The sequence below is a fragment of the Allobosea sp. LjRoot9 genome (assembly GCF_964252745.1).
Lineage (GTDB): Bacteria > Pseudomonadota > Alphaproteobacteria > Rhizobiales > Beijerinckiaceae > Allobosea.
Map to the genome: position 1 here is coordinate 592,575 of NZ_CAXUPC020000001.1, position 26,377 is coordinate 618,951.

Sequence of the window (26,377 nt, forward strand, 5' to 3'; positions counted from 1 at the left end):
CAAAATGGCCGCTGAACTGCCATTCGAGGATGAAAAGCCGCGGCGTAGCCAGGCTGGCGGCGAGGGCGAACCTGCGCTCCTCGTCGATGTCGACGGCTATGAAGGTCCGCTCGACCTGCTGCTCGATCTGGCGCGGCGCCAGAAGGTCGATCTGCACCGCATCTCGATCCTGGCCCTGGCCGAGCAATATCTCGTCTTCGTCGAGCAGGCGCGAGCGCTCAGGCTCGAACTCGCGGCCGATTATCTCGTGATGGCGGCCTGGCTGGCCTATCTCAAATCACGCCTGTTGCTGCCCGAGCCGCCCAAGGGTGAGGAGCCGAGCGCGGCCGACCTCGCCACCGCGCTCGCCTTGCGCCTGCGCCGGCTGGAGGCGATCCGCGAAGCGTCGCGCCGGCTCGCTTCGCGCGAATTGCTGGGGCAGGACGTTTTTGCGCGCGGTGCGCCGGAGCCGATCGTGGCGGGCGCGCGCCCGATCTGGGAGGCCGAGCTCTACGATCTGCTCTCCGCCTACGCGCAGCAGCGCCAGAGGCGCGTCCAGGGCCATATCTCCGTCGGCCACCGCATCGTCTGGTCGCTGGTCGAGGCGCGCGAGGCCTTGCAGCGTCTCGTTGGCGAGGCGGGCGACTGGACCGCGATCGACCCTTATCTTGCGCGCTACATGACCTCGCATGGCCTGCCGGCGCGCGAGATGACGGCGACCGTCAGGGCCTCGGCGCTGTCGGCGATGCTGGAGATGGTGAAGGAGGGGGCGCTCGATCTGCGTCAGGACGAAGCCTTCGCGCCGCTCTATCTGCGCCGCCGCTCGGCGCGGCCGCCGGCCTTGCCGTTGTGAGCGGGCGATGACGGTGGCGATGACCGAGCGTTTCGACGAGGAGGAGGATGGCGACGAGGCCGAGGTGCTGGCCCTGGCGACGCGCATTGTCGAGGCGCTGCTCTTCGCCTCGGCCATGCCGTTGAGCGCCGAGGAACTGGCGCGCTCGGTGCCGGCCGGCGTCGATGTTGCGCAGGTGCTGGAGCATCTGATCGAGCTTTATGCACCGCGCGGAGTGAATCTGCGCCTGGTCGCGGGCGGTTATGCCTTCCGCACCGCGCCCGATCTCGGTTATCTGCTGGCGGCCGAGGCCGAGCCGCCGCGCAAATTGTCGCGGGCGGCGCTCGAGGTGCTCTCGATCATCGCCTATCACCAGCCTGTGACGCGGGCCGAGATCGAGGAAATTCGCGGCGTTGCCACCGCCAAGGGCACGCTCGACATCCTGCTGGAGGCAGGCTGGGTGCGACTGCGTGGCCGCCGTCGCTCGCCCGGCCGGCCGGTGACCTATGGCACGACGCCGGGTTTCCTCGACCATTTCGGTCTCGACCGCATCGACGACCTGCCCGGCCTCGACGAGCTCAAGGGCTCGGGCTTCATCGAGGGGCGGCTGACCAAGGACCTCACCGTGCCGATTCCCGACGATGATCCGGATCTGCGCGCCGACGAGGATCCGCTCGGCGACCTCTTCACGCCGCTTGACGACGGCGAAGGGCCGCCGCACAGGGCGGATGAGTAGCAGGCTTCGTTTCTCTCAGCCCTCATCCTGAGGAGCGCTCCGCAGGAGCGCATCTCGAAGGATGATCCAGTGCGTGCTGGAGCATCCTTCGAGACGCAAGGCTGCCGCCTTGCTCCTCAGGATGAGGGCTGAAGGGTTTGAAGCGCAGCAAGGAGCATCTTTTGGCGTCGAATGAGACCAAGGCGCGCTGGCTGAGCTGGGGCAGGCGGGGGACGGCCGGTGCCGCGATTCCGATGGCTCTGGGATTCGACCGGGTGACGCAGCGCTTCGGCGATGTGACGGCTTTGAGCGAGGTCAGCCTGTCGATCGAGCCCGGCGAGGTCGTGGCCTTGCTTGGCCAATCGGGCTGCGGCAAGACGACGCTGCTCAGGCTTGCGGCTGGCGTCGAGCGGCCGAGTTCCGGGCGCGTGCTGCTGGAGGGCAGCGATGTGTCCTCACCGCAGAGCTTCGTCGAGCCGGAGCAGCGCGGCGTCGGGCTGGTCTTCCAGGACTATGCGCTGTTCCCGCATCTGAGCGTGCGCGAGAATGTTCGCTTCGGCCTGCGCGGCTATGACGAGACATCCGCCGACGCCACCGCGCTGCGCGCCATCGCCCGCGTCGGTCTCGCCGATCTCAGCGAGGCTTATCCACATATGTTGTCGGGCGGCGAGCAGCAGCGCGTCGCCCTGGCCCGCGCCATAGCGCCGCGCCCCGGCGTGCTCTTGATGGACGAACCCTTCTCCAATCTCGACCGGCGCCTGCGCGATGTGGTGCGCGACGAGACGGCGGCGCTGCTCAAGGAAACCGGCGCGACCTCGATCATTGTGACGCATGATCCCGAGGATGCGATGCGCATTGCCGACCGCATCGTGCTGATGCGCGCGGGCAGGATCGTCCAGGTCGGCACGGGCGAACAGCTCTACCGTCAGCCCAACAGCCTCTTTGCCGCCCGATTCTTCTGCGATTTTACCGAGATAGAAGGCCGTGTCCTGCGCGGCGCGGTGGATACGCCGGTGGGGCGGTTTCCGGCGGGCGAGCTCGGCGAAGGCGCGCAGGCCGTGGTCTGCATCCGGCCGCAAGCGATCCGATTGACGCCGAAGGGGTTCTGCCTGCCTGGCCGTGTCGTGACGCGGCGCTTCCTCGGCGAGGTCGATCACGTCCTGCTCGCGGTCTCGGGCTTCGATCGGCCGCTGCTCGCGCGGGTGTCGCTCACCGGGAGCGTTCGCGAGGGCGACGATGTCGGCATCGATATTCCGACGGATGAAGTTCTTGTGTTCCCTGCGGGGGACACATAGGTTCCGCCACAAGCGCTTGGCCGAGGCTCAACGCCCGGCCGCACTGTAATTCGGAGGAGTTCGCCATGGGTGGCGTCAGTATCTGGCACTGGATCGTCGTTGGCGTCATTGTGATGCTGCTGTTCGGGCGCGGCAAGGTGTCCGAGCTGATGGGCGACGTTGCCAAGGGCATCAAGTCCTTCAAGAAGGGCATGGCCGACGATGACGAGCCGGCCACGCCGCCGAGTGCTACTCCGGCGGATCCCCGGGTCATCGACCAGGCGACCACGAGCAATCCCGCTGCGGCCAAGGCCGAGCACAAGGCCTGATGGCGCGCCGCTTGCCTCAAGGCGAGCGGTTGAGAGGACGAGCCATCGATGTTCGACATCGCCTGGAGCGAATTGATGCTGATCGGGGCGGTTGCGCTCGTCGTGATCGGCCCCAAGGATCTGCCCAAAGCTATGCGCACTGTCGGCCAGGTGGTCGGCAAGGTGCGCCGCATGGCCAGCGAGTTCCAGGGCCAGTTCAATGACGCGATGCGCGAGGCCGAACTCCATGACCTGAAGAAGCAGGTCGAGGATGTCGGCGGCTCGGTGTCTTCGGCCATGAACTCCGACTACAAACCCATCGATATGCCTAACGAGCCCGCCTCGACGGGCCTCGACGACGCGCAGATCAAAGAGGCGGAGGCCAAGCTCGCGGCGCTGCCGGCGCCTGAGCCCTTGCCGCCCGTCGAGATCACGCCCGCGCCGATCGCGGATGCTGCAACCGAAGAGAAGCCGAAGCGCAAGCGTGCGCCCAAGGCGGAGCCCGAGGTCGTGGCGGCGGAGCCTGCCAAGGCCGCTCCGCGCAAGCGCAAGGCTAGGGTCAGCGAACCCGAAGACGGGAGCGCAGCATGAGCGTCGTCAATGCGAAGGACGGCGAGGACGAGATCGAGGCCTCCCGCGCGCCGCTGATCGACCATCTGATCGAGCTCAGGGCGAGGCTGATCAAGTCGCTGATCGCCTTCCTGCTGATGTTCTTCATCTGCTTTGCGGTCTCGACGCAGATCTACAACATCCTGGTGCAGCCCTATGTCTGGGCGGCCGGGAGCACCGCGAACGCGCAGCTCATCTATACCGGCCCGCTCGAACTGCTCTTCACCCACATCAAGGTGGCGGCGTTCGGGGCCGGCTTCTTCGCCTTTCCGGTGATCGCGACGCAGGTCTACAAATTCGTCGCGCCGGGCCTCTATAAGAATGAGAAGGCGGCGTTCGCGCCCTATCTCGTGGCGACGCCGGTGTTCTTCACGCTGGGCGCCGCGCTGGTCTTTTTCTTCGCCATGCCGGTGCTGATGAAGTTCTCGCTCGGCATGCAGCAGGCCGCGACCGAGACCCAGGCCGGCATCGCGCTCCTGCCCAAGGTCAGCGAATATCTCTCGCTGATCATGACGCTGATCTTTGCCTTCGGCGTCGCCTTCCAATTGCCGGTGGTGCTGACGCTGCTCGGGCAGGCGGGGATCATCGATTCGCAGTTCCTGAAGGACAAGCGCCGCTACGCCATCGTCTTCGTCTTCGTCATTGCCGCCGTGCTGACGCCGCCGGACGTGATCTCCCAGCTGATGCTCGCCGTGCCGATGCTGCTGCTCTACGAGCTCTCGGTGTTCTCGGTGCGCTATGTCGAGAAGAAGCGGGTGGCCAGGAAGGCGGCGGAGGACGCTGCCGCGGAGTGATCCTCCGTCATCATGCTCGCCCTTGTGGCGAGCATCCACGTCTTGAACACAGGCCTTAGCCAGCGAAGACGTGGATGGTCGGGACAAGCCCGGCCATGACGGGTGAGGGCGGCCGCGCTCCCAACCGCTACATCGGTGGTTCCATCGCTCGCCATCCCGGTCTAGAGCATCTCTCGCTGCATTCCGCAGCGACGGCATGGCCTGAGACCGATGTACGATATCAAATGGATTCGCGAGAACGCCGAGGCGTTCGATACCGGCTTGAAGCGGCGGGGGCTTGAGCCGTTGTCGTCGTCGCTGCTCGCCCTCGACGACACTCGCCGCTCGGCCATCGCCAAGGCGCAAAGCTCGCAGGAACGCCGCAACGCCCTCTCCAAGGAGATCGGCAAGGCGATGGGCGCCAAGGATGTCGCGCTCGCCGACAGCCTGAAGGCCGAGGTCGCCAGCTTGAAGGAATTGCAGCCGGCGCTGGAAGCGCAGGAGAAGGCGGCGGTCGAGGCGTTGAACGAGCAACTCGCCGCGATCCCCAATCTGCCCCATGACGACGTGCCCGAGGGCGCCGACGAGCATGGCAATGTCGTGAAATCTGTGCATGGCGAGGCGCCTGAGAAAACCGGCAGGCGGCTCTTCGGCTTCAACCAGCTCAAGGAGCATTACGAACTCGGCGAAGCGCTCGGTCAGATGGATTTCGAGACGGCCGCCAAGCTCTCGGGCTCGCGTTTCGTCGTGCTGAATCAGCGGCTTGCGAGGCTCAACCGGGCGATCGGGCAGTTCATGCTCGACACGCATACGGAGCTGCACGGCTATACCGAGGTCAACCCGCCATTGATGGTGCGGGACGATGCGATGTTCGGTACGGCGCAACTGCCGAAGTTTCGCGACGATCAATTCAGGGCGGGCGAGGATCACTGGCTCATCCCCACAGCCGAAGTTCCGCTCACCAACCTTGTGCGCGAATCGATCCTCTCCGAGGAAGAGCTGCCGCGCCGCTACACCGCGCTGACGCCCTGCTTCCGGTCTGAGGCCGGTTCGGCTGGGCGTGATACCCGCGGCATGCTGCGCCAGCACCAGTTCGAGAAGGTCGAACTGGTCTCGATCACCACGCCGGAGACATCGCGCGAGGAGCATGAGCGCATGCTGGCCTGCGCCGAAGCCGTGCTGAAGAAGCTCGACCTGCATTATCGCGTGATGACGCTCTGCACCGGCGATATGGGCTTTGCCTCGCAGAAGACTTACGACATCGAGGTCTGGCTGCCGGGACAGAAGACCTATCGCGAGATCTCGTCCTGCTCGGTCTGCGGCGATTTCCAGGCACGGCGGATGAACGCGCGCTACCGTGCGGGCGAGGGCGGCGCGCCGCGCTTTGTCCACACGCTGAACGGCTCGGGTACGGCGGTCGGCCGGGCGCTGATCGCGGTGATGGAGAACTACCAGAACGCCGACGGCTCGATCACGGTGCCCGAAGCGCTTGTACCTTATATGCGCGGCGTGACGCGGATCGAGAAGGCGTGATGCTGCGGCATGACGGCGCGCCGCTTCTTCCCTTCGCCCCTGGTGGGAGAAGGTGGCCGCGCAGCGGCCGGATGAGGGGGCGCCGTGACGTTTCCGGGCTGCGCAGTGGTAGCCGAAACCTTGGCCGCGTCGCGCGCTCCCTCACCCCAACCCTCTCCCGCGCGGGGAGAGGGGGTCTGTCGCGGTTCACCGCCTCATCCTGTCTGACGATGAAAGATTCCTGACCCATGCGCATTCTCGTCACCAATGATGACGGCATCCATGCCGAGGGGCTGGCCGTGCTGGAGGCGATCGCCGCCCAGTTGTCCGACGATGTCTGGGTCGTCGCGCCCGAGACCGACCAGTCGGGCGTGGCGCATTCGCTGTCGCTCAGCAATCCGCTGCGCCTGCGCCAGATCGACAAGCGCCGCTACGCGGTTGCCGGCACGCCGACGGACTGCGTCATCATGGCCGCGCGCTCGATCATGATCGACCAGCGGCCCGATCTCGTGCTGTCTGGCGTCAATCGCGGCCAGAACGTCGCCGAGGACGTCACCTATTCCGGCACCATCGCAGCCGCGATGGAGGGCACGCTGCTCGGCATCCCCTCGATTGCCGTCAGCCAGGCCTACGGGCCGGCCGGCCGCGACCAGATCCATTGGGACTGCGCCAAGCACCATGCGCCCGGCATCATCCGGCGCTTGCTGGACGAGGGCATTCCCAGGGATGTGCTGTTCAACCTCAACTTTCCCAATGTTCCCCCGAGCGAGGTTGCCGGTGTCGCGGTCACGGTGCAGGGCCGGCGCGACCAGGAATTGATGAAGCTGGAACCGCGCCAGGACGGGCGCGGCAACCCGTATTTCTGGATCGCCTTCCAGCGCAGCAAATCCGAGCCCGCCAACGGCACCGATCTGCGCGCACTGTTCGAGAAGAAGATCTCGGTGACGCCGCTGGAACTCGACCTGACGCATGAGCCGACGCTGACGCGTTTTGCGCAGGTGTTCGCTTGAGCGGGAATCTTGCTCAGGAAACACGGCGTCATCCTGGGCGGCCGAAGGCCGTCCCGGGATCCATCGTAGAACTCCGGAGCGCTCCGATGGATCCCGGCGCTCCGCTTCGCTCCGGCCAGGATGACGTCGCGGTTGGAATGACCGCCAGCGCGGGCTGAATCATGACCAGCGACGAGGGCGCAGGGATGACCGAGGAGGTGGCCGCCAGCGAGGGCGAGCGCACTGTCGCCTTCCTTTTGTCGCTGCGGGCGCAGGGCGTGCGCGATCTCGTCGTGCTGCGCGCTATGGAGAGGGTGCCGCGCGAGCGTTTCGCGCCGTCGCGCTTTGCCGATCTGGCGCGCCAGGATGTCTCGGTGCCGCTGCTTTGCGGACAGACCATGACGGCGCCGCATACCGTCGCCGCGCTCCTGACCGCGCTGGAGATGCAGCCCTCGGCCCGCGTGCTCGAGGTCGGCACCGGCTCGGGCTATGTCTCGGCGCTGCTGGCTGCGATGGGCGGCGAGGTCGTCTCTCTGGAGCGCTACCGCACGCTGGCGCTGGCCGCGCATGAGCGCCTCAGCGGTAATGGCTATGGCCAGTCGGTCGATCTGCGCCATGCCGACGGATTTCAGCCGGATCGGACGCTGGGCCGCTTCGACCGCATCCTGGTCAATGGCGTCGCCCATGCCATGCCCGAGGCGCTGCTGATGCGGCTTTCGCCGGGCGGGCGGCTCGTCGGCGCCTTGCGCGTCGAGGGTGTCGCGCGCCGGGTCGTGGTGACGAAGGCTGCCGACGGCAGCTTCGACCACGCCATGGGGCCGGTGGTGCGCCTGCCGCCGCTCGCACCGGGCCTGGCGCGAGCGCTCTAGCCTTTTGTTCTAGCGTGCTTTCTTCACGCGAGCCGATATCGGCTTCGCGCGAAAATGCTTGGGAGCCGCGCAGAAAATTGAAAATGGCGGGAGAGGGCGAAACGCTTTCGTAACCTGAACGGGGCTTTAATGCTCGCCATTGAGTTGCGTTGTTCGCGAGTGCCAGTCCCATGCGTAGCCAGGTCGCCATGCGTATTCTAGTCGGATCGGTCCAGCCCAGCGTCGTCCTTCGCGTGTCGACGGTCTGCCTGCTGGCCCTGGGTGTCAGCGCCTGCTCCTCGGAGACGATGCGCTTCAGCGACGCGCCCTTCTCCAGCCCCTTCAAGAGCGCTCAGGCGGCCCCGCCGATGCGCGATCCTGCGACCACGGGCTCGATCGGCCGTGTCGCCAGCACGCCGCTGAACCCGCCATCCGCGCCAGTCATGGCATCAGTCCGCTCGCAGCCGCTGCCGCCGCCGCAATCGGCCGTGGCGCTGCGCAATACGGCTCCGCTTGCCACCGGCGGCAATGCCTCGGGCTGGTCCGCGCAGGGCGGCACGCCGGTCGTCGTCGCCCAGGGCGAGACGCTCGACATCATCTCCTCGCGCTATGGCGTGCCACGCGCCGCGCTGATCTCCGCGAACGGGCTTTCGAGCCCCACTATCGCGCCGGGCTCGCGCCTGACCATTCCCGTCTATAATGCCAATGCAGGTTCGGCCCCGGCCGCGCGACAGCAATTCGCCCAGAGCGCGCAGGTCCAAAGCGACGCCCGGCCGGAACCTGCCCGCAACCTCGCTCCGCCGACCGCGGCGCCGACAGCTCCTGCGGCCCGCATCGCGGCTCCCGCCATGCCCGCTAGCGCGACCGCTCGAGCCAAGGCTGTTGCCGAAGCCAAGGCAAGCGCTGCCGCCGAGTCCAAGGCGAACGAAGCTGCCCAGGCCAAGACCAAAGCCGCAACTGACGCGCAGGCGATGCGCGAATCGCGCGCCAAATTCGCAGCCGAAGCCAAGGCGAAGGCCGAGGCGCGCAAGACGACCGTCGCGGCGGCTCCTGCCGTGCCTGTTGCCAAGCCGGTCATCGCCGAGGTGAAGAAGCCAGCGCCCGAGAAGGCGAAGCCGGTGGTGGTCGCCAGCGCGCCTGTCGCCGAGCCCAAGGTCACGGCCGTTCCGAAGGCCGCGCCGGAGCCGGTCGTCACCGCGAGCCTGCCCAAGCCGGCCGCCGCGGAGGATGCCTCCGACAAGGCCGATTTCCGCTGGCCGGCGCGTGGCCGTGTCATCAGCGGCTATAGCGGCAAGGGCGGCAATGAAGGCATCAACATCGCCGTGCCGGAAGGCACGCCGGTGAAGGCGGCCGAGGGCGGCACCGTCGCCTATGCCGGCAGCGAGCTGAAGGGCTACGGCAATCTGGTGCTGATCCGCCACCCCAACGGCTATGTCTCGGCCTACGCTCATAACGGCGATCTGAAGGTCAAGCGCGGCGACACGGTCAAGCGCGGTCAGGTCGTCGCCAACTCTGGCCAGTCCGGCAACGTCTCCTCGCCGCAGCTGCATTTCGAGCTGCGCAAGGGCTCCTCGCCGGTCGATCCGACGCCTTACCTGACCAACTGAGCGATCCCGAAATTCGAGATCCTGGAATTCGATCGGTACCCGCGAGACCCCACCGATCGGAACAAGGCGGGGCGGTCCCAGGAAAGGCCGCCCCGCTATTGCTTTGTCTATTCTCTCTTCCCTTCGCCCCTTGGGGGAGAAGGTGTCGAACGCAGTGAGACGGATGAGGGAAGGGTCGCGTAAGCGGCCCTTTTTCTTGTTTGAGGCTGAGGCGCTTCCCTCATCCGTCAACGCTTCGCGCTGCCACCTTCTCCCGCCCATCTCGGGCTTGTTCGAGATGGGCAACCCAAAGCGTCAAAGTCGGCAACAGCCGACTTTGACGGGGGAGAAGGAGAGGAGCTCACCCCTCCAGCCGCTTCCCCAGTCGCCCGGCCAGATCCTGGATGTATTGCCAGGCGGTGCGGCCGGAGCGGGAGCCGCGTGTCGTCGCCCATTCCAGCGCCTCGCGACGCAGTTCCTCGGGCGCGACCTTAAGGCCGAAATGGCCGACATAGCCGTCGATCATCGCCAGATATTCGTCCTGGCTGCATTTGTGGAAGCCGAGCCAGAGGCCGAATCGGTCCGACAGCGAGACCTTTTCCTCGATCGCTTCGCCGGGGTTGATCGCGGTCGAGCGCTCATTGTCCATCATGTCGCGGGGCATCAGATGCCGGCGATTCGAGGTGGCGTAGAACACGACGTTCTCGGGCCGGCCCTCGACGCCGCCGTCGAGCGCCGCCTTCAGCGATTTGTACGAGGTGTCGTCGCCGTCGAAGGAGAGGTCGTCGCAGAACACGATGGCGCGGTGCGGATCGGCGCGGAGCAGGGCCATCAGCACGGGCAGGCTCTCGATGTCCTCGCGATGGATCTCGATCAGCTTCAGCGGCAGCGTCTTGTTCTTGAGCCGCGCATTGGTATCGGCATGGATCGATTTGACCAGGGAGGACTTGCCCATGCCGCGCGCGCCCCAGAGCAGGACGTTGTTGGCGGGCAGGCCGCGCGCGAAGCGCTCGGTATTCTCGGCCAAGGTGTCGCGGACGCGGTCGACGCCGCGCAGCAGCGAGAGCGCCACCCGGTTGACCCTGGCGACGGGCGCAAGCTCCGTCCCGGTGGGATGCCAGACGAAGGCGTCGGCCACTGTCAGATCCGCCGGTTTGCGGACAGGGGGAGCGATGCGCTCCAGGGCGGAGGCGATGCGCAGGAGCGTCGCAAGCGTCTGGTCGGTAGCGGTGTCGGTCATCTGGAAAGCGCCTTGAAACAGGTGAGCCGCAGCAGCCGTACCCGGCGGTACGGTTCAACAATCCGGTAAACTGCACCTCGATGCAAAGCGCAAGGCCATTGCGCGAATGATGGCAAGCCCATAGGTGGGGGACGCAGCCGGGTGACCGGCTGCTCTCAGATTGATTTACCGGCGTCCGTGGCTATAGTCCGCGCGATTTTGACAAGCCTGACGATGCTTTTGCCGCGCCCCGCGGCCGGTGGCCTTTTGCGCCGCCGCGATGAAGGAGCCTATTCGTGATCACCCCTGCTTTCGCTCAAGGCCTCGGCGGCGGTTCCTCCGACGTGCTGATGTCGCTGGTGCCGTTCGTTCTGATCTTCGTCATTATGTGGTTCCTGATCATCCGCCCGCAGCAGAAGCGGGTGAAGACGCATCAGGAGATGATCAAGAACGTCCGCCGCGGCGACACGGTGGTCACCTCGGGCGGCATCGTCGCCAAGGTGTCGAAGGTCATCGACGATGGCGAGATCGAGGCCGAGATCGCCGAGGGCGTGCGCGTCCGGCTGGTCAAGGGCATGATCTCGGAAGTGCGCGCCAAGGGCGAGCCGGTCAAGAGCTGAACGACGCTCCGGCTCCAGAGCGGGCCGGCGCGCGACAACAAGGCTGTTCAAGCAGATGCTTCGTTTCCAGGCCCGCAAGGTCATCGTCGTCCTTCTCGTGCTGTTCTTCGGTTGTGGTCTTGCGCTGCCGAACCTGTTTTCCCAGCAGACGCGAGACGCGATCAAGAACGGCGCGCCGTCCTGGATTCCGCGCATCCTGCTGCCGATCCACGCGGTCGTGCTCGGGCTCGACCTGCAGGGCGGCTCGCATGTGCTTCTGGAGATCGACCGGAGCGACCTGATCCGCAGCCAGGTGACGCAGCTGCGCGACGATCTGCGCCGCATCCTGCGCGAGGAGCGCATCAGCTTCCAGGGCGGCATCGGCACGATCGCCCGTGGCGTGCAGGTGCGCGTTCCCGAGGCCGCCGACCGTGCCAAGCTTCTGCCCAAGCTGCGCGAACTCGCTCAGCCGGTCGGTACGCTGGGCGCCTTCGGGCCATCCAGCAACAGCACGCTCGAGGTGACGGAGCAGCCCGACGGGCTGGTTCAGCTCTCGGTGACCGAGGCGGGCATCAATGAGCGCATCCGCCGCGCCGCGGGACAGGCGATCGAAGTCATCCGCCGCCGTATCGATCCCGACGGTACGGTCGAGCCCAGCATCCAGCTCCAGGGCATCGACCGGATTCTCGTCCAGGTTCCGGGGCTGCAGGACCCGCAGCACCTCAAGACCATTCTGGGCCAGACGGCAAAGCTCCAGTTCCGCTTCGTGGCGGAGCCGGGCGCGACCGATGTTGACATGCTGCCCTCGAAGGATAGTGGCGGCCAGCGGATCCCGGTCAGCCGGCAGGTCATCGTCGAGGGCGGCGATCTGATCGACGCTCAGCCGGCCTTCGATTCCCGCACCAGCCAGCCGATCGTCAATTTCCGCTTCAACATCCGCGGCGCGCAGCGCTTCGGCCAGGCGACGACCGAAAATCTGGGACGCGCGCTCGCCATCGTGCTCGACGACGAGGTGATCTCGTCGCCGGTCGTCCAGTCGCCGATCACCGGCGGCTCCGGCCAGATCTCCGGCAACTTCACCGTCGAGAGCGTCAACAATCTCGCCATCCTGCTGCGCGCCGGCGCCTTGCCGGCGAAGATGACGATCGTCGAGGAGCGCACCGTCGGCCCCGGCCTCGGCGCCGATTCGATCCATGCCGGCAAGCTCGCGACCTTGATCGCAACCGCGCTGGTGATCGTCTACATGCTCGCGACCTATGGCGTGTTCGGGCTGATCGCCTCGATCGCGCTGCTCGTCCATGTCTGCCTGATCTTCGGGCTGATGTCGGTGCTGGGCGCGACCATGACGCTGCCGGGCATTGCCGGCATCGTGCTCACCATCGGCACGGCGGTCGATTCCAACGTGCTGATCTATGAGCGCATGCGCGAGGAGGAGCATCAGGGCCGCCCGCTGGTCTCGGCCCTGGAGGCGGGCTTCCAGCGCGCCTTTGCGACCATCATCGACTCCAACGTCACCATGCTGATCGCGGCGGTGGCGCTGTTCTCGCTCGGCTCCGGCCCGGTGCGCGGTTTTGCGGTCGTCTTCATCCTCGGCATCCTGACGACCGTGATCACGGCCGTGACGCTGACGCGGATGCTGATCGCGCTGTGGTATCGCTGGGCCCGTCCCAAGCATCTGCCGTTCTGACGCTGCCAACCCTTTTCAGGAGATAGCGCATGCGTCTGCTTCGCATCGTCCCCGACAATACCCGCTTCAAATTCGTCCGTTTCCGGCGCTTCAGCTACCCGCTCTCGGCCGCCTATTCCATGCTGGTGATCATCCTGTTCCTGACGGTCGGCCTGAATTACGGCATCGACTTCAAGGGCGGCACGCTGATCGAGATGCAGGCCAAGGATGGCAAGGCCGAGATCGCGCAAGTGCGTTCGACCGCCCATGGCCTGGGCTTCGGCGAGGCCGAGGTGCAGGAATTCGGCACAGCCGGCGATATCTCGATGCGCTTTGCCTTGCAGGCGGGCGGCGAGGCGGCCCAGCAGGCGGTCGTCGTCAAGGCGCGCGAGGCCTTCTCCGCGAACTATGATTTCCGCCGTGTCGAGACGGTCGGCCCGCGCGTCTCCGGCGAGCTGGTCCAGGCCGGCACGCTCGGCGTCGTGCTCGCGATCATCGGCGTGCTGATCTATCTCTGGTTCCGCTTCGAGATGCCGCTCGCCATCGGCGCGATCCTGGGTACGCTGCACGACATCGTCCTGACGATCGGCTTCTTCCTGATCACGCAGCTCGAGTTCAACCTGACCTCGATCGCGGCGATCCTGACCATCGTCGGCTACTCCTTGAACGAGACGGTCGTGGTGTTCGACCGCACGCGCGAATTGCTGCGCCGCTACAAGACGATGCCGATCGACGAACTGCTCGACCTCTCCGTGAATTCGACGCTCTCGCGCACGGCGATGACCGCGACGACGACCTTCCTGTCGCTGCTGGCGCTCGTCTTCTTCGGCGGCTCTGCGATCGAGGGTTTCGCGCTCGTCATGCTGTTTGGCGTCGTGGTCTGCACCTATTCGGCAATGTTCGTCTCTACGCCGGTGCTGCTCTACATGGATGTACGCTTCGGCCGCCCGGAAAGCGCCGAGGAAAAGGCGCCCGCCGCGACAAAGGCCAAGGCCAAAGCCTGATTTCGCGCCTCAGCCCTCGCCCTGGGGAGCCGCGTAGCGGTGCCTCGAAGCATGCGGGCTGTCGCTGGATTGGAATGGATCGATCATGGCTCGCTTCGACGGTTTTGTTCCGGGCCGGCATCAGATCGACGCTTTTGGGGCCGGCGGCTTCCGCTTCGCCGATATGAGCCATCGCGGCTCGATTCTGGCGACGCCGGCGGGTATCCGGATCTGGCCAGTGACGGCCTTCGCAGGGATCACGCGCGAGAGCCTGCAGCAGGTCCTGGACGAAGCCGAGGGCATCGATTTCCTGCTGATCGGCACGGGGCTCGACATCACATTCATCCCCGCATCCCTGCGCGAGCCGTTCCGCGAGGCCGGAATCACCATCGAGGGCATGGCGACGGGGGCTGCGGCGCGCACCTACAATGTGCTGGTCGGCGAGGACCGGCGGGTGGCTGCGGTGCTGATCGCGGTTGATTGAGCGTCTGCCATGACGACGAACGCATAGCCACGCACCCCATCCTGGGCCTAGACTGAGGGTGAGCGAGGCCTTCCCCCGAGAGCTGGCCAAGGCGGAAACCATGCCGCAGACGACGCAGACCGACGATCGTTCCAAGACCGTAGCGCCGGCCTTGCCGGAGGCTTATGCGCATTGCGCCGCGCTGGTGCGCGAGCATGATCACGACCGCTATATCGCGGCCCTCTACGCGCCCGAGGCGCAGCGGCCGGCGCTGTTTGCGCTCTATGCCTTCAGCCATGAGATCGCCCGCGTGCGGGCGCTGGTCAGTGAGCCGCTGCCGGGCGAGGTGCGCATGCAGTGGTGGCGCGACCTGCTGGAGAACGAGGCCAATGATCATGGTGGCAAACGCGAGGGGCAGGCGCACCCCGTCGCGGCTGCACTGCTCGACGCCGTCGCGCGCTACCGTCTGCCGATCGCGCCGCTGACGGGGCTGATCGAGGCGCGTATCTTCGATCTCTATGACGATCCGATGCCGTCCTTGCGCGACCTTGAAGGCTATGCCGGGGAGACCTCGAGCGCCCTGATCCGGCTCGCCTCGATCGTGCTGGCCAACGGCACCGATCCGGGCGGCGCGGCGGCCTGCGGCCATGCCGGCGTCGCTTATGCGCTGTGCGGGCTGATGCGGGCCTTTCCCTGGCATTCGGCGGCAGGGCAGGTCTACATCCCGGCCGATGTCCTCGCCCGCAACGGCGTGACCCGCGACGATATCGTGCGCGGGCGCGGCGGGCCGGGCGTGCTCTATTCGCTGAAGGAACTGCGCGAGATCGCGCGCAAGCATCTCAAGAAGCTGCGCGAGATGCGCGAGACGGTGCCCTCGGCGGTCGCACCCGCCTTCCTGCCCGTCACGCTGGTCGAGCCCTATCTCAAGCGCATGGAGCGCAGCGGCTACGACCCCTATCGCACGATCATCGCGCTGCCGGCCTGGCAGCGGCAATGGACGATCTGGCGGGCGGCGAAAGCGGCGCGGTGATATAGCGCGTCATCCCGGACAAGCGGCGAAGCCGCGCCGATCCGGGATCGCCCTCCGGAAAAGTCTCTGTCGACCAGCATCAGGACAAGGCGCTCTTTCCTGATGACGGTCCCGGATCTGCGCGGAGTTTATCCTTGGGCCGATCGAAGATCGGACCCGGGGGCTGCGTCCGGGATGACCGCGCGTGGAACTCCGGGTGCCTTACTCCGCCGCCTGAACCTCGACCCCGCCCGCCCAGGCCTCCATCTCCGCCTTCGCCCTTGCCGTCAGCGCGTGCTTGCGCGCGACGCTCTTGGCCGGGCCCTTCAGCTTCTTGCCATCGGGGCCATGCGTCGCCTGGCCCTCGATATGCGGGAACAGGCCGAAATTGATGTTCATCGGCTGGAAGGAGCGCGGGCCCTCGTCGATGGTGACGATATGGCCGCCGGTGATGTGGTTGACCAGCGCGCCCAGGGCCGTCGTTGCGGGCGGCAGGGCGAGTTCCCGGCCGAGGCGCTCGGCGGCGGCCATGCGGCCCGCCAGCAGGCCGATCGCGGCGCTCTCGACATAGCCCTCGCAGCCGGTGATCTGGCCGGCGAAGCGCAGGCGCGGATCCGCCTTCAGGCGCAGCCGCTCATCGAGCAGCTTTGGCGAGTTCAGATAGGTGTTGCGGTGGATGCCGCCGAGCCGGGCGAATTCGGCGTTCTGCAGCCCCGGGATCATCCGGAAGATCGCGGCCTGCTCGCCATATTTCAGCTTGGTCTGGAAGCCCGTCATGTTGAACAGCGTGCCCAGCGCATTGTCCTGGCGCAATTGCACCACTGCATAGGCCTTGACCGTCGGGTTGTGCTTGTTGGTCAAGCCGACCGGCTTCATCGGTCCCCAGCGCAAGGTCTCGCGGCCGCGCTCGGCCATGACCTCGATCGGCAGGCAGCCGTCGAAATAGGGCGTGCCCTCCCACTCCTTGAATTCAGTCTTCTCGGCGGCCAAGAGCGCATCGATGAAGGCCTCGTACTGGTCGCGGTCGAGCGGGCAGTTGATGTAGTCGGCGCCGGTGCCGCCCGGGCCGACCTTGTCGTAGCGCGACTGGAACCAGGCCTGGTCCATGTCGACGGAGTCGAAATGCACGATCGGCGCGATGGCGTCGAAGAAGGCGAGCGAATCCTCACCGGTGAGCGACTGGATGCCTTGCGCCAGCGCCGGCGAGGTGAGGGGGCCGGTCGCGATGATGACATTGTCCCAGTCGGCGGGCGGCAGGCCGGCGATCTCGGCGCGGTCGATCGTGATCAGCGGATGGCCGTCGAGCGCGGCCGTGACGGCTTGCGAGAAGCCGTCACGGTCGACCGCGAGCGCGCCGCCGGCCGGCACCTGATGCGCGTCGCCCTTGGCTATGATCACCGAGCCGAGTCGGCGCATCTCCCAATGGAGCTGCCCGACCGCATTGCTGAGCGAATCGTCGGAGCGGAAGGAATTGGAGCAGACGAGCTCGGCCAGGCCTTGCGTCTTGTGCGCCTCGGTGCCGCGCACCGGCCGCATCTCGTGCAGCACGACCGGCAAGCCGGCCTCCGCGATCTGCCAGGCGGCTTCGGAACCGGCAAGGCCGCCGCCGATGATGTGTATGGGTTTGATTGTCATGCCAGCGATGTGTCGCCACAGGCGCGCGCGGTCAAGAGACGGATCGATCTTGGCCGGCGTTATCTGGCGGCCGGCTCCGGCTTTTCGCCGGCGCGGGGGCATGATCCAGGGTCCAAAACGCAAAATGCCCGCTCGAAAGCGGGCATTCGCTCTTCGACCAGGTCCGAGGGGAGGACACGAACCCGGGAGAACTACTTGTAGAAGCCGTGAAGGCTCAGACGGCGGCGTGGGTGCGCGCGACGAAAGCGATTTCCGAACGCGACAGGCCGAGATCGTCCAGCTCGCGGTCGGTCAAACGCGACAGCTCGCGAACGGTCTCACGGTAACGAAGATAAGAGCGGATCTTGGCAGCAATCATGGTGACGAACATGGTGAAAGTCCTCGGTTTTTTCGGAGCCTTTTGGCCCTGACAGCGATGAATTCGTTGTGCACTGCATATATGGGAGCACCCCTGCTCGAAACAGAGGCGCTAGATCAGTTCCGTTATGCGCTTTGCGCATGTCGATTTAAGAAATGCTTCATAATTCGGGCGTTGTCCCGCAGTGAGGGTCTGGCAAGGCGGTCAGAGGCGACTCGATTCTGCCTATTCAGTCGCCATTCAAGCGTTTGTTCGTTAACAGATCGCTGTTTTGCCTTCTTTGTGGGCATGTTGCACCTGCTCAGTCTATGCGTGAGCGCCGGGGCGACGGGCTGACGCAAGGGGAGCGGCGCCCAGGCAGGCCGTCTTGCGCGAAAAGATTCGCGTTTTCCGCGCCCAACGGCCTTGCGATCACGCAGCTGTGACTATTTGCGCCCGATTGCTCCGTTTCGGCCCCTTGGCAGTGCGTCCGCGCCGCCGCACTCTGCCGCCCCTTCCGACATGCGAGTAACCGCCATGACGAGCAGCACCATCGCGAAAGCCGCCAAACCCCTGCTGGAGGGCCTGGACGGCCTCGTGCGCGAGCCCTTCTCGCGCCGCGGCTTCGTCATGACCGGGCTGGTCACCGGCTTCACCGCCGCCACCACCGTGGTGCAGGGCCAGACCATTTCCACCGATGCGACGGGGCTCGAGGCCGGCGAGGTCAAGATCCCGACCAGCGACGGCATGATGCCGGGCTACCGGGCCATGCCGAGCGGGGCAGGGCCGTTCCCGGTCATCCTCGTGATCGAGGAGATATTCGGCGTCCACGAATATATCAAGGACACCTGCCGCCGCCTCGCCAAGATCGGCTACTGCGCCGTCGCGCCCGAGCTTTTCGCCCGGCAGGGTGATCTCACCAAGATGACCGACGTGCAGCAGATCGTGCGCGACGTGATCGCGAAGAAGCCTGACGCCGAGATGCTGTCGGATCTCGACGCCACCGCGGCCTGGGCCGCGGCCAGCTCGAAGGGCAACGCCCAGAAGCTCGGCGTCACCGGTTTCTGCCGCGGCGGGCGCGGCGTCTGGCTCTACTGCGCCCATAACCCGGCGCTGAAGGCCGGCGTCGCCTGGTATGGTCCGCTCGGCGGCAACCGCAGCGACATCCAGCCCAAAACGGCGGCCGATGTGGTCGGCGAGCTCAAGGCCCCGGTGCTGGGTCTCTACGGCGCCGCCGATACCGGCATTCCGGTGGCCGATGTCGAGAAGCAGCGCGACGCCGCCAAGGCGGCCGGCAAGACGGTCGAGATCGTGATCTTTCCCGACACGCCGCACGGCTTCCATGCCGATTATCGCCCGAGCTACCGCAAGGCGGCGGCCGATGACGGCTGGGCCCGGATGCTGGCCTGGTTCAAGACCTACGGGGTGGTGTGATCCTGAGGGTGGTCTGAGAGGGCTCCTTTCCTTCTCGTGGATGGGAGAAGGAAGGGCAGCCCGAGGTCCAGCCAGCGCGGGGAACCCTCTCCCGTAGGGAGAGGGCAGGGTGAGGGGTCGGCCGTTTGACGCTTTGGTTGTAACCTCACCGCTGCTCCATCGTCATTGCGAGCGCAGCGAAGCAATCCAGGCGACGTAGAGCGAGCCCTCCTGGATTGCTTCGCTGCGCTCGCAATGACGGCAAGGACATCATGCAACTGGTCCAGGGGCCGACACCTCACCCCTGCCCCTCTCCTTATAGGAGAGGGGTTCCCCGCGCCTGTTTCTGATAAGGCGCTCTTCTATCCCGACCGGACGCGGCGCCCGCGCTCACCCTGCGATATTGCCCGCCGCCTTCGCCCAGGCCTCATCCTCGACCGCGATCCCGAAGCGCTGCGCCAGCACGGCCCTGAGCGCGTCATTATCCGCGATCTCCTGGATGACCGACGGCTCGCCCAGCCGGTGCTCCGTCACGCGCCGGTTCAGCAAGGCGAGCCGGCCTTTCGGCAGCACGCGGGCGGCGATCAGGCTGTAGGTGAAATGCGAGGCGGGGTGGGTCGCGACATAGTGGTTGGCGAGCTGGTCGTCGATCGGCCAGGTTTCGTCGAGGGTGAAGCGGTAGAGCAGGCGCCATTCGCCGGCGACTTTTGCGCGCAGCCACCAGATTTCGCCGGTGCGGTCGAGCCGGTAAGGTTCGTGCGGGGTCGGCTGTTCGATCTCGGGGACGAGCCGCATCGGGCCGCTCAGGACCTGGCCGCCGAGGCCGATATCGCAGAGCAGATCCTGCCCCTCGCAAGTCAGGCGCAGCACCTTGTGGGTACGCGCGACCTGCGCCTCCTCGGGCTTGCCGAGCATGACGCGGCCCGACATCTGCACGACCGCGAAGCCGAAGGCCTCCAGCACCGCCTTGAACAAGGTGTTCTGCTCGAAGCAATAGCCGCCGCGTTGGGAATGCACGAGTTTCGTGACGAGCGCCGGCAGGTCGAGCTGCGGCGTGCGGCCCTCGAGCGGGTCGAGATTCTCGAAGGGGATCGCTTGCGGGTGCAGGAGATGCAGGGCGTTCAGCGCGGCCCGCGTCGGGGCGACCGCGCCGTCATAGCCGATCCGGGCGAGATAGGCGGCAAGGTCTGGGGCGGAGAGGGGCGCGCTGTGAGGCATAGTCGTCTCGTCGGTTGCATCGTCCCCGGCTGCGGCGCGATGCCGAGTCGAGCTTCACCGGGGAGAGTTGCGCCTTGTGGCGGCGCTGCGCAAATCGCGGGCGGGGCTCGCCGGCCGGGCTCGATCCGCGCAAGTATCGGCCTGGCAAGTATCCGCCTGACGAAAACTTCCGTTGCGGCAGCAATGCAGGCGCGATGACTGTGCCCGGACAATTCACGCGCGCCTGAATTCTGCCTCTTTTCAGACATCCCTTGACTGGATCTGCCGGGGCAGGGGCCACCGCAGCGAGGTTCATCATGAAACACTTCACAATGCTCTCAGGCGCGGCCGGTCTGCTTCTGATGACGATGTCGTTCGCCAGCGCGCAGACGACGCCCGCCACACCGGCGACGCCCGCAGCCAAGCCTGCGGTGACTGCACCTGCCACGACCACGGCCCCTGCTGCCACCAAGCCCGCTGCTGCCAAGCCTGCCGCCGCGGCTCCCGCGACGCGGACGGCAAAATCCAAGGAATGCTCTGTACAGGCCGACCAGAAGGGTTTGCACGGCAAGGAGCGCAAGAAATTCCGCGACGCCTGCAAGAAGGCCTGAGCACGATGAAGGCCTGAACAAGTTGGCCCGCGCGCCGTCTCGCGGCGCCGGGCCTTTTCGAGGTTTCCAGAAAGGGGTGGGGCGAGATGAGTTTGCTTGATGGGTTGAAAGGCGCGCTTGGCGGCCTCGTCGAACAGGCGGAGGCGCAGCTGCTGCCCGAATTGCTGTCGAAGGCCCTGGCCAGCACCAGCCTCGGCTCGCTGCAGGGCCTGCTCGAGAAATTGCAGGCATCGGGCCTTGGCCCGCAGGTCGCCTCCTGGCTCGGCAGCGGCGCCAACCAGCCGGTGACGGCAGACCAGATCGAGGCCGCGCTCGGCGACACCATCATCGGCAAGATCGCCTCGACCTTCAACCGCTCGCCCGACGAGGTGGCCGGCTTCCTCGCCGCCCATCTGCCGACAGTGATTAACGCGCTCAGTCCGAACGGGACCTTGCAGCCGCACGCCTGAGCGGGGGGCTCGCTTCCCTTCTCCCCTCGCGGGAGAAGGTGGCGCGCAGCGCCGGATGAGGGGGCGCCGTGCCCTGTCCGGTTGGCATCGTGTTTCGGCTAGGCGGGCAGCTCACAGCGCCCCCTCATCCGTCTCGGCTGCGCCGAGCCACCTTCTCCCGCGAGGGGAGAAGGGGGCAGCCCTTTCCGTTAGGCTCAGATTTGTCCCGAGTATCGTCATGGCGCGGAGGCTCCGGCGCCTCATCCGGTCCGAGATTCCTGGGCCTGTAGTAGGCGTAAGCTGCAGCATTAGCCTGATAGAAGTTGCACACGCAGAGCCCTGCGTTGTTGTGTTCGCGTGCGTCTTGCTAACTTGCTTACAAAGAAGCTTCTAAAATCCCTTAAGCGTCGGTCTATCGTCATATCGAGACCGTCAAATACGTCAGGGCAGTCTGAGGATTTGAATGAAGCGCGCCAACCACGAATAGTGTGATCAATAGCAACTAAAGTCTGAGCATAACACCGATCTTGGCTCGTCAAAGGACGGTCGGTTACGGCTTTGCTGATCGCGCGTTGGCCATTTGCGATCAAGACATGGATCTGGCTCATGAGTTTGTCAGAGGCAGCATCGGAAGGCGGATAAATGCCCGGCAATAGCTTGTATCCCAGGAAAATATGCGGATCGCCAACGACGCCAACAAATGCTTTTGTCGGAGACTTAACTGGATCATAAATGTCCATCTTTAATTCAGACAGTATTCTCTGGGCCAAGCCCATCGCCTCTCTTACAGATTTTAGCGATTTTCCGGTGACTATAAAATCGTCGATATATCTAATGCAGGTGATGCCTTTTTTATTCATTTCACGGTCAAAATTTTCGAGAACGATGTTTCCTGCCAAGGCCGACAATGGACAACCTTGTGCTACCCCGTCATCGCCTGTCGGGAAGAGTCTTCTATCTTCTTCGCTTAGCTTGTCGATATTCGTAAGTTCGACCGCAAGAGCATCTTCAATAAGTTTAACAAATTCAGATTCAATGGATTCCCGCTTCAGGAACTCGATAACCTGGGGTTTCGGAATTTTCGTGAAGAAGCCGGCGATGTCTGATCCTGCAATAAACAAATCTCCCGCTTTTACGCGTTCATCGAATAACGTTATTGCGTGATCCACTCCACGGCCGCGAATACCGCCAATCGATGTCGGAGTTTGCAAGACGCGTTGGACTCCAGCAATTTCTTCTGCGTCCTGAAGGACATCGAGAATCGCTCGCTGGACAATACGGTCTTCCAAGGGCGCTACGACGATCGGGCGCTTGCCGGGCTTGCCGCCACCTTTGGGAGGCGTGGCGCCATATGCCTTCGCAAAGCGATAGCCATCGCGCAGCCGATCTTGGAGTTTTCGAAGGTTGGTCGGCAAATTCTCCCCGAATTTGCGGGCCTTCAACTTCGTCGTTTCCTGCTGTGACGTCTCGGCATTCCTGCGGATTGCATGCCAGGCCGTCACCAGAACACGCATTGAGCGGACGCGCTGACATAAAGATTTTTGCTTGGACCTAGCTGTGGGGCCTGCCGACAAAGTTATCCCCCCGGCCAGTTGCGTCCTTCAAGCGAAGCCCCGACAACGAAAGCCGCCGTGGCATCGACCTGCACCGCGAAGCTCATCGCCCCGCGATGGTCCCCGCCTCTCGGACCTGCACCCGATACGGGCCAAGCGAGAATAAGGGCCAGTGACAAAACGGCTGCCGCCCTGAGGCACATGGCCAAAGTAATCGACACCGATCCAACTCCGCGTCCGCTCAAGATGACTTCCCCCTTCAGCTTAGCAGCTTTTTGGGCGCGTCAAGTCCTTGCGCGGCTCCCCGCCCTGGCCAACACATAAATTCGGAGACTGATCGGCAGGCCGCCAGCGACGGAACACCAGTCTCGCACATGTTAGCCGGGGTGTGCGGGCGTCCTTCAAGCGAAGCCCCGACAACGAAAGCCGCCGTGGCATCGACCTGCACCGCGAAGCTCATCGCCCCGCGATGGTCCCCGCCTCTCGGACCTGCACCCGATACGGGCCAAGCGAGAATAAGGGCCAAGTCAGCCCTTCACGCTTACCTGATTAAGAAAGAGAAGAAAAGGTGAACATTCGGGAAGGCCCCAGTATGTTGAGGACAACGCCTACTCCGCCGCCTGCCGCGCCGCCTTCTTGATCGGCCGCCGCGCCAGCACCTCCTTGAGGAAGCGTGCGGTGTGGCCCTTGCCGATGCGGACGACATCCTCCGGCGTGCCCTGGGCCACGACCTCGCCGCCGCCGTCGCCGCCTTCGGGGCCCATGTCGATGATCCAGTCGGCGGTCTTGATGACTTCGAGGTTATGCTCGATCACCACCACGGAATTGCCCTGCTCGACCAGCTCGTGCAGCACCTCCATCAGCTTGGCGACATCGTGGAAATGCAGGCCGGTGGTCGGCTCGTCCAGGATGTAGAGGGTGCGGCCGGTGGCGCGCTTGGAGAGCTCCTTCGAGAGTTTGACGCGCTGGGCTTCGCCGCCTGACAGGGTCGTCGCCTGCTGGCCGACCTTGACGTAGTCGAGCCCGACGCGATGCAGCGTCTCCATCTTCTCGCGGATTGAGGGCACGGCCTTGAACAGGATTTTTGCCTCCTCGACCGACATGTCGAGCACATCGGCGATCGACTTCTCGCGGTATTTCACCTCGAGCGTCTCGCGGTCGTAGCGCTTGCCCTTGCAGACGTCGCAGGTGACGTAGACATCGGGCAGGAAGTGCATCTCGATCTTGATGACGCCGTCGCCCTGGCAGGCCTCGCAGCGGCCTCCCTTCACGTTGAATGAGAAGCGGCCGGGCTGATAGCCGCGCGCTTTCGCCTCGGGCAGGCCGGCGAACCATTCGCGGATCGGCGTGAAGGCGCCGGTATAGGTCGCCGGGTTGGAGCGCGGCGTCCGGCCGATCGGCGACTGGTCGATGTCGATGACCTTGTCGAGCAGCTCGATGCCCTCGATGCGCTCATGCGGTGCAGGGTGGTCGATCGCGCCGTTGAGCTTGCGCGCCACCGCCTTGTAGAGCGTGTCGATGACCAGCGTCGACTTGCCGCCGCCCGAGACGCCGGTGATGCAGGTGAACAGCCCGAGCGGGATCTCGACCGTGACATCCTTGAGATTGTTGCCGCGGGCGCCGACGATCTTGAGCGAGCGGCCTTTCATAGCCTTGCGGCGCTTGTCGGGCACCGCGACCGAGAGCTCGCCGGTGAGATATCGGCCGGTGAGCGAATCCGGGTTGTCGAGAATGTCCTGCGGCGTGCCCTTGGCGACGATCTCGCCGCCATGGATGCCGGCGCCGGGGCCGACATCGACGACATAGTCGGCGGTCAGGATCGCGTCCTCGTCATGCTCGACGACGATGACGGTGTTGCCGAGGTCCCTGAGACGACGAAGCGTGCCGAGCAGGCGCTCATTGTCGCGCTGATGCAGGCCGATCGAGGGCTCGTCCAGCACATAGAGCACGCCGGTGAGGCCGGAGCCGATCTGGCTGGCGAGGCGAATGCGCTGGCTCTCGCCGCCCGAGAGCGTGCCGGAGCCGCGTGCGAGCGTCAGATATTCCAGCCCGACATCGAGCAGGAAGGTCAGGCGGTCGCGGATCTCCTTGAGGATGCGTGGGGCGATCTCGTTCTGCTTCTTCGACAGGCGCGAGGGCAGGGCGCTGACCCATTCGAGCGCGTCCTTGACCGAAAGCCTCGAGATCTCGCCGATATGGCGCATGTCGATCTTCACCGCCAGCGCCTCGGGCTTGAGGCGGAAGCCGTCGCAGGTCTTGCACGGCGTCTCGGACATGAAGCGGCCGATCTCCTCGCGGGCCCAGTCCGACTCCGTCTCCTTCCAGCGCCGCTCCATATTGGTGATCACGCCCTCGAAGGGCTTCTTCACCTCATAGGCGCGCAGGCCGTCATTATAGGCAAAGCGCACGGGCTCGGTGCCGGTGCCGAACAGGATCGACGTCTTCGCCTTTTCCGGCAATTCGCTCCAGGGCTTCGTCATCGAGAAGCCGAAATGCTTGGCGAGCGAGTCGAGCGTCTGGCCGTAATAGGGCGAGGTCGACTTGGCCCAGGGCGCGATCGCACCCTTCTTCAGGGAGAGCGCGTGATCGGGCACGATCATCTCGGGGTCGATGCGCATCTCATGGCCGAGCCCGTCGCAGGCCGGGCAGGCACCGAAGGGGTTGTTGAACGAGAACAGGCGCGGCTCGATCTCGGCGATGGTGAAGCCGGAGACCGGGCAGGCGAATTTCGAGGAGAAGGTGACGCGCTTGGCCTCGCCATTCTCGGTCTTCTCATCGGCATATTCGAAGACGGCGATGCCGTCGGCGAGCTCCAGCGCCTGCTCCAGCGAGTCGGCGAGGCGGGCGCCGAGATCGGGCCTGATCACGATGCGATCGACCACGACGTCGATGTCGTGCTTGAACTTCTTGTCGAGCGCGGGGGCGTCGGGGATCTCGAAGAACTCGCCATTGACCTTGACGCGCTGGAAGCCGCGCTTCAGCCACTCGGCCATTTCCTTGCGGAACTCGCCCTTGCGGCCGCGCACCACCGGCGCGAGCAGATAGCCGCGCGTCTTCTCCGGCAGTTCGGTCAGGCGGTCGACCATCTGCTGCACGGTCTGGCTCTCGATCGGCAGGCCGGTCGCGGGCGAATAGGGGATGCCGGCCCGGGCCCAGAGCAGGCGCATATAGTCGTGGATCTCGGTGACGGTGCCGACCGTCGAGCGCGGGTTCTTCGAGGTCGTCTTCTGCTCGATCGAGATCGCCGGGGAGAGCCCGTCGATCTGGTCGACATCGGGCTTCTGCATCATCTCGAGGAACTGGCGGGCATAGGCCGAGAGGCTCTCGACATAGCGGCGCTGGCCCTCGGCATAGATCGTGTCGAAGGCGAGCGACGACTTGCCCGAGCCCGACAGCCCGGTGAAGACGACGAGCTTGTCGCGCGGGATCGCGAGGTCGACATTCTTGAGGTTATGCTCGCGCGCGCCGCGCACGGAAATCACGCGCGAATCGACCTTGCGGTTGGCGTCGAACATATCCTCGAGCGCGGCGGCCTGATCGGCGAGCGAGGTCTTGCGGGCCATTGTGATGTCCGTTCGGGGGCAAGGCGTAGAGATAGGGCAAAAGCCGGGCCATGCCAGCCCCGGCCTGCGCTGGCCGGTATGTCTATCACGCAGTGTGGCCGACAGGAGCGGCTTCCACTGACAGCTCCTGTCAGCAGTGCCGAGTCATCCCGCCGCGACCTGGCCGGCCACTGCATGACTGAGGGTTCGGGCGATCGACTTTGCCATCGGCGCGATCCGTAACGAGCCGTTAACGAAATTGCCGCGTAGTCTCTGCCTCAGTATCCAACCGTCTGG

Annotated in this window: 24 protein-coding genes; 18 read left to right on the forward strand and 6 right to left on the reverse strand. The window is 65.4% G+C overall.

Annotated features, from left to right (window positions below):
- Positions 1-4 precede the first annotated feature (4 nt).
- The 10 genes from ACSQ3P_RS02935 to ACSQ3P_RS02980 all read left to right on the forward strand — a co-directional run bounded on the left by ACSQ3P_RS02935 (position 5) and on the right by ACSQ3P_RS02980 (position 9,446).
- Positions 5-832 (forward strand): segregation and condensation protein A, encoded by an 828-nt coding sequence (locus ACSQ3P_RS02935; protein WP_436164151.1) that lies wholly within the window; start codon positions 5-7, stop codon positions 830-832.
- A 7-nt stretch (positions 833-839) separates the two neighbouring features.
- The gene (gene scpB, locus ACSQ3P_RS02940) at positions 840-1,547 is read left to right on the forward strand and encodes an SMC-Scp complex subunit ScpB (protein WP_436164152.1); all 708 of its coding nucleotides are present in this window, start codon (positions 840-842) and stop codon (positions 1,545-1,547) included.
- 161 nt (positions 1,548-1,708) lie between these two features.
- Positions 1,709-2,821: an ABC transporter ATP-binding protein gene (locus ACSQ3P_RS02945; RefSeq protein ID WP_436164153.1), complete on the forward strand. Its 1,113-nt coding sequence runs from the start codon at positions 1,709-1,711 to the stop codon at positions 2,819-2,821.
- Between the two features lie 65 nt (positions 2,822-2,886).
- Positions 2,887-3,129: a twin-arginine translocase TatA/TatE family subunit gene (locus ACSQ3P_RS02950; RefSeq protein WP_436164154.1), complete on the forward strand. Its 243-nt coding sequence runs from the start codon at positions 2,887-2,889 to the stop codon at positions 3,127-3,129.
- Positions 3,130-3,177: 48 nt separating this feature from the next.
- Positions 3,178-3,699, forward strand: a complete 522-nt coding sequence (gene tatB / locus ACSQ3P_RS02955; protein ID WP_436164155.1) for a Sec-independent protein translocase protein TatB — start codon at positions 3,178-3,180, stop codon at positions 3,697-3,699.
- A complete protein-coding gene (tatC, locus tag ACSQ3P_RS02960; protein WP_436164156.1) occupies positions 3,696-4,511 on the forward strand; it encodes a twin-arginine translocase subunit TatC in 816 nt (271 codons plus the stop codon). The genes tatB and tatC overlap by 4 nt, the downstream gene beginning before the upstream one ends.
- Before the next feature lie 210 nt (positions 4,512-4,721).
- Complete coding sequence (gene serS, locus ACSQ3P_RS02965; RefSeq protein ID WP_436164157.1) at positions 4,722-6,023, forward strand: serine--tRNA ligase; 1,302 nt, start codon at positions 4,722-4,724, stop codon at positions 6,021-6,023.
- A gap of 227 nt (positions 6,024-6,250) precedes the next feature.
- Positions 6,251-7,012, forward strand: coding sequence for a 5'/3'-nucleotidase SurE (surE, locus tag ACSQ3P_RS02970; protein ID WP_436164158.1), 762 nt, complete (start codon positions 6,251-6,253; stop codon positions 7,010-7,012).
- A 161-nt stretch (positions 7,013-7,173) separates the two neighbouring features.
- The gene (locus tag ACSQ3P_RS02975) at positions 7,174-7,860 is read left to right on the forward strand and encodes a protein-L-isoaspartate O-methyltransferase family protein (RefSeq protein WP_436164159.1); all 687 of its coding nucleotides are present in this window, start codon (positions 7,174-7,176) and stop codon (positions 7,858-7,860) included.
- Between the two features lie 188 nt (positions 7,861-8,048).
- Positions 8,049-9,446, forward strand: coding sequence for a peptidoglycan DD-metalloendopeptidase family protein (locus ACSQ3P_RS02980; RefSeq protein ID WP_436164160.1), 1,398 nt, complete (start codon positions 8,049-8,051; stop codon positions 9,444-9,446).
- A 340-nt stretch (positions 9,447-9,786) separates the two neighbouring features.
- Here ACSQ3P_RS02980 and ACSQ3P_RS02985 read toward each other — a convergent pair whose 3' ends face one another.
- The gene (locus tag ACSQ3P_RS02985) at positions 9,787-10,665 is read right to left on the reverse strand and encodes an ATP-binding protein (protein WP_436164161.1); all 879 of its coding nucleotides are present in this window, start codon (positions 10,663-10,665) and stop codon (positions 9,787-9,789) included.
- A gap of 329 nt (positions 10,666-10,994) precedes the next feature.
- Between ACSQ3P_RS02985 and yajC the strand changes: the two genes are divergently transcribed.
- From yajC to ACSQ3P_RS03010, 5 genes are all read left to right on the forward strand, one after another.
- Complete coding sequence (yajC, locus tag ACSQ3P_RS02990) at positions 10,995-11,264, forward strand: preprotein translocase subunit YajC (RefSeq protein WP_310150695.1); 270 nt, start codon at positions 10,995-10,997, stop codon at positions 11,262-11,264.
- Positions 11,265-11,319: 55 nt separating this feature from the next.
- A complete protein-coding gene (gene secD / locus ACSQ3P_RS02995; protein WP_436164162.1) occupies positions 11,320-12,930 on the forward strand; it encodes a protein translocase subunit SecD in 1,611 nt (536 codons plus the stop codon).
- 29 nt (positions 12,931-12,959) lie between these two features.
- Complete coding sequence (gene secF / locus ACSQ3P_RS03000) at positions 12,960-13,913, forward strand: protein translocase subunit SecF (protein WP_069691977.1); 954 nt, start codon at positions 12,960-12,962, stop codon at positions 13,911-13,913.
- Positions 13,914-13,998: 85 nt separating this feature from the next.
- Positions 13,999-14,376, forward strand: a complete 378-nt coding sequence (locus ACSQ3P_RS03005; RefSeq protein ID WP_436164163.1) for an Mth938-like domain-containing protein — start codon at positions 13,999-14,001, stop codon at positions 14,374-14,376.
- A 100-nt stretch (positions 14,377-14,476) separates the two neighbouring features.
- Positions 14,477-15,385: a phytoene/squalene synthase family protein gene (locus ACSQ3P_RS03010; protein WP_436164164.1), complete on the forward strand. Its 909-nt coding sequence runs from the start codon at positions 14,477-14,479 to the stop codon at positions 15,383-15,385.
- A gap of 201 nt (positions 15,386-15,586) precedes the next feature.
- Here the strand turns inward: ACSQ3P_RS03010 and trmFO are convergent, their stop codons facing one another.
- Positions 15,587-16,999 (reverse strand): methylenetetrahydrofolate--tRNA-(uracil(54)-C(5))-methyltransferase (FADH(2)-oxidizing) TrmFO, encoded by a 1,413-nt coding sequence (gene trmFO, locus ACSQ3P_RS03015; protein ID WP_436164165.1) that lies wholly within the window; start codon positions 16,997-16,999, stop codon positions 15,587-15,589.
- Positions 17,000-17,213: 214 nt separating this feature from the next.
- On the reverse strand, positions 17,214-17,369 hold the full coding sequence (locus ACSQ3P_RS03020; protein ID WP_082358930.1) for a DUF1127 domain-containing protein: 156 nt from the start codon (positions 17,367-17,369) through the stop codon (positions 17,214-17,216).
- Positions 17,370-17,873: 504 nt separating this feature from the next.
- Between ACSQ3P_RS03020 and ACSQ3P_RS03025 the strand changes: the two genes are divergently transcribed.
- Positions 17,874-18,770 (forward strand): dienelactone hydrolase family protein, encoded by an 897-nt coding sequence (locus ACSQ3P_RS03025; protein ID WP_436164166.1) that lies wholly within the window; start codon positions 17,874-17,876, stop codon positions 18,768-18,770.
- Between the two features lie 369 nt (positions 18,771-19,139).
- Here ACSQ3P_RS03025 and ACSQ3P_RS03030 read toward each other — a convergent pair whose 3' ends face one another.
- Positions 19,140-19,967, reverse strand: a complete 828-nt coding sequence (locus ACSQ3P_RS03030) for an arylamine N-acetyltransferase family protein (protein ID WP_436164167.1) — start codon at positions 19,965-19,967, stop codon at positions 19,140-19,142.
- Positions 19,968-20,263: 296 nt separating this feature from the next.
- Here ACSQ3P_RS03030 and ACSQ3P_RS03035 point away from each other — a divergent pair, with 296 nt between their 5' ends.
- Positions 20,264-20,557, forward strand: a complete 294-nt coding sequence (locus ACSQ3P_RS03035; protein WP_436164168.1) for a PsiF family protein — start codon at positions 20,264-20,266, stop codon at positions 20,555-20,557.
- An 86-nt stretch (positions 20,558-20,643) separates the two neighbouring features.
- Positions 20,644-21,006 (forward strand): YidB family protein, encoded by a 363-nt coding sequence (locus tag ACSQ3P_RS03040; RefSeq protein ID WP_436164169.1) that lies wholly within the window; start codon positions 20,644-20,646, stop codon positions 21,004-21,006.
- Positions 21,007-21,293: 287 nt separating this feature from the next.
- Here ACSQ3P_RS03040 and ACSQ3P_RS03045 read toward each other — a convergent pair whose 3' ends face one another.
- The gene (locus ACSQ3P_RS03045; protein ID WP_436164170.1) at positions 21,294-22,427 is read right to left on the reverse strand and encodes a reverse transcriptase domain-containing protein; all 1,134 of its coding nucleotides are present in this window, start codon (positions 22,425-22,427) and stop codon (positions 21,294-21,296) included.
- 719 nt (positions 22,428-23,146) lie between these two features.
- Entirely contained in the window at positions 23,147-26,101 is a 2,955-nt protein-coding gene (gene uvrA / locus ACSQ3P_RS03050; protein ID WP_436164171.1) for an excinuclease ABC subunit UvrA, read from the reverse strand.
- Positions 26,102-26,377: the final 276 nt, after the last annotated feature.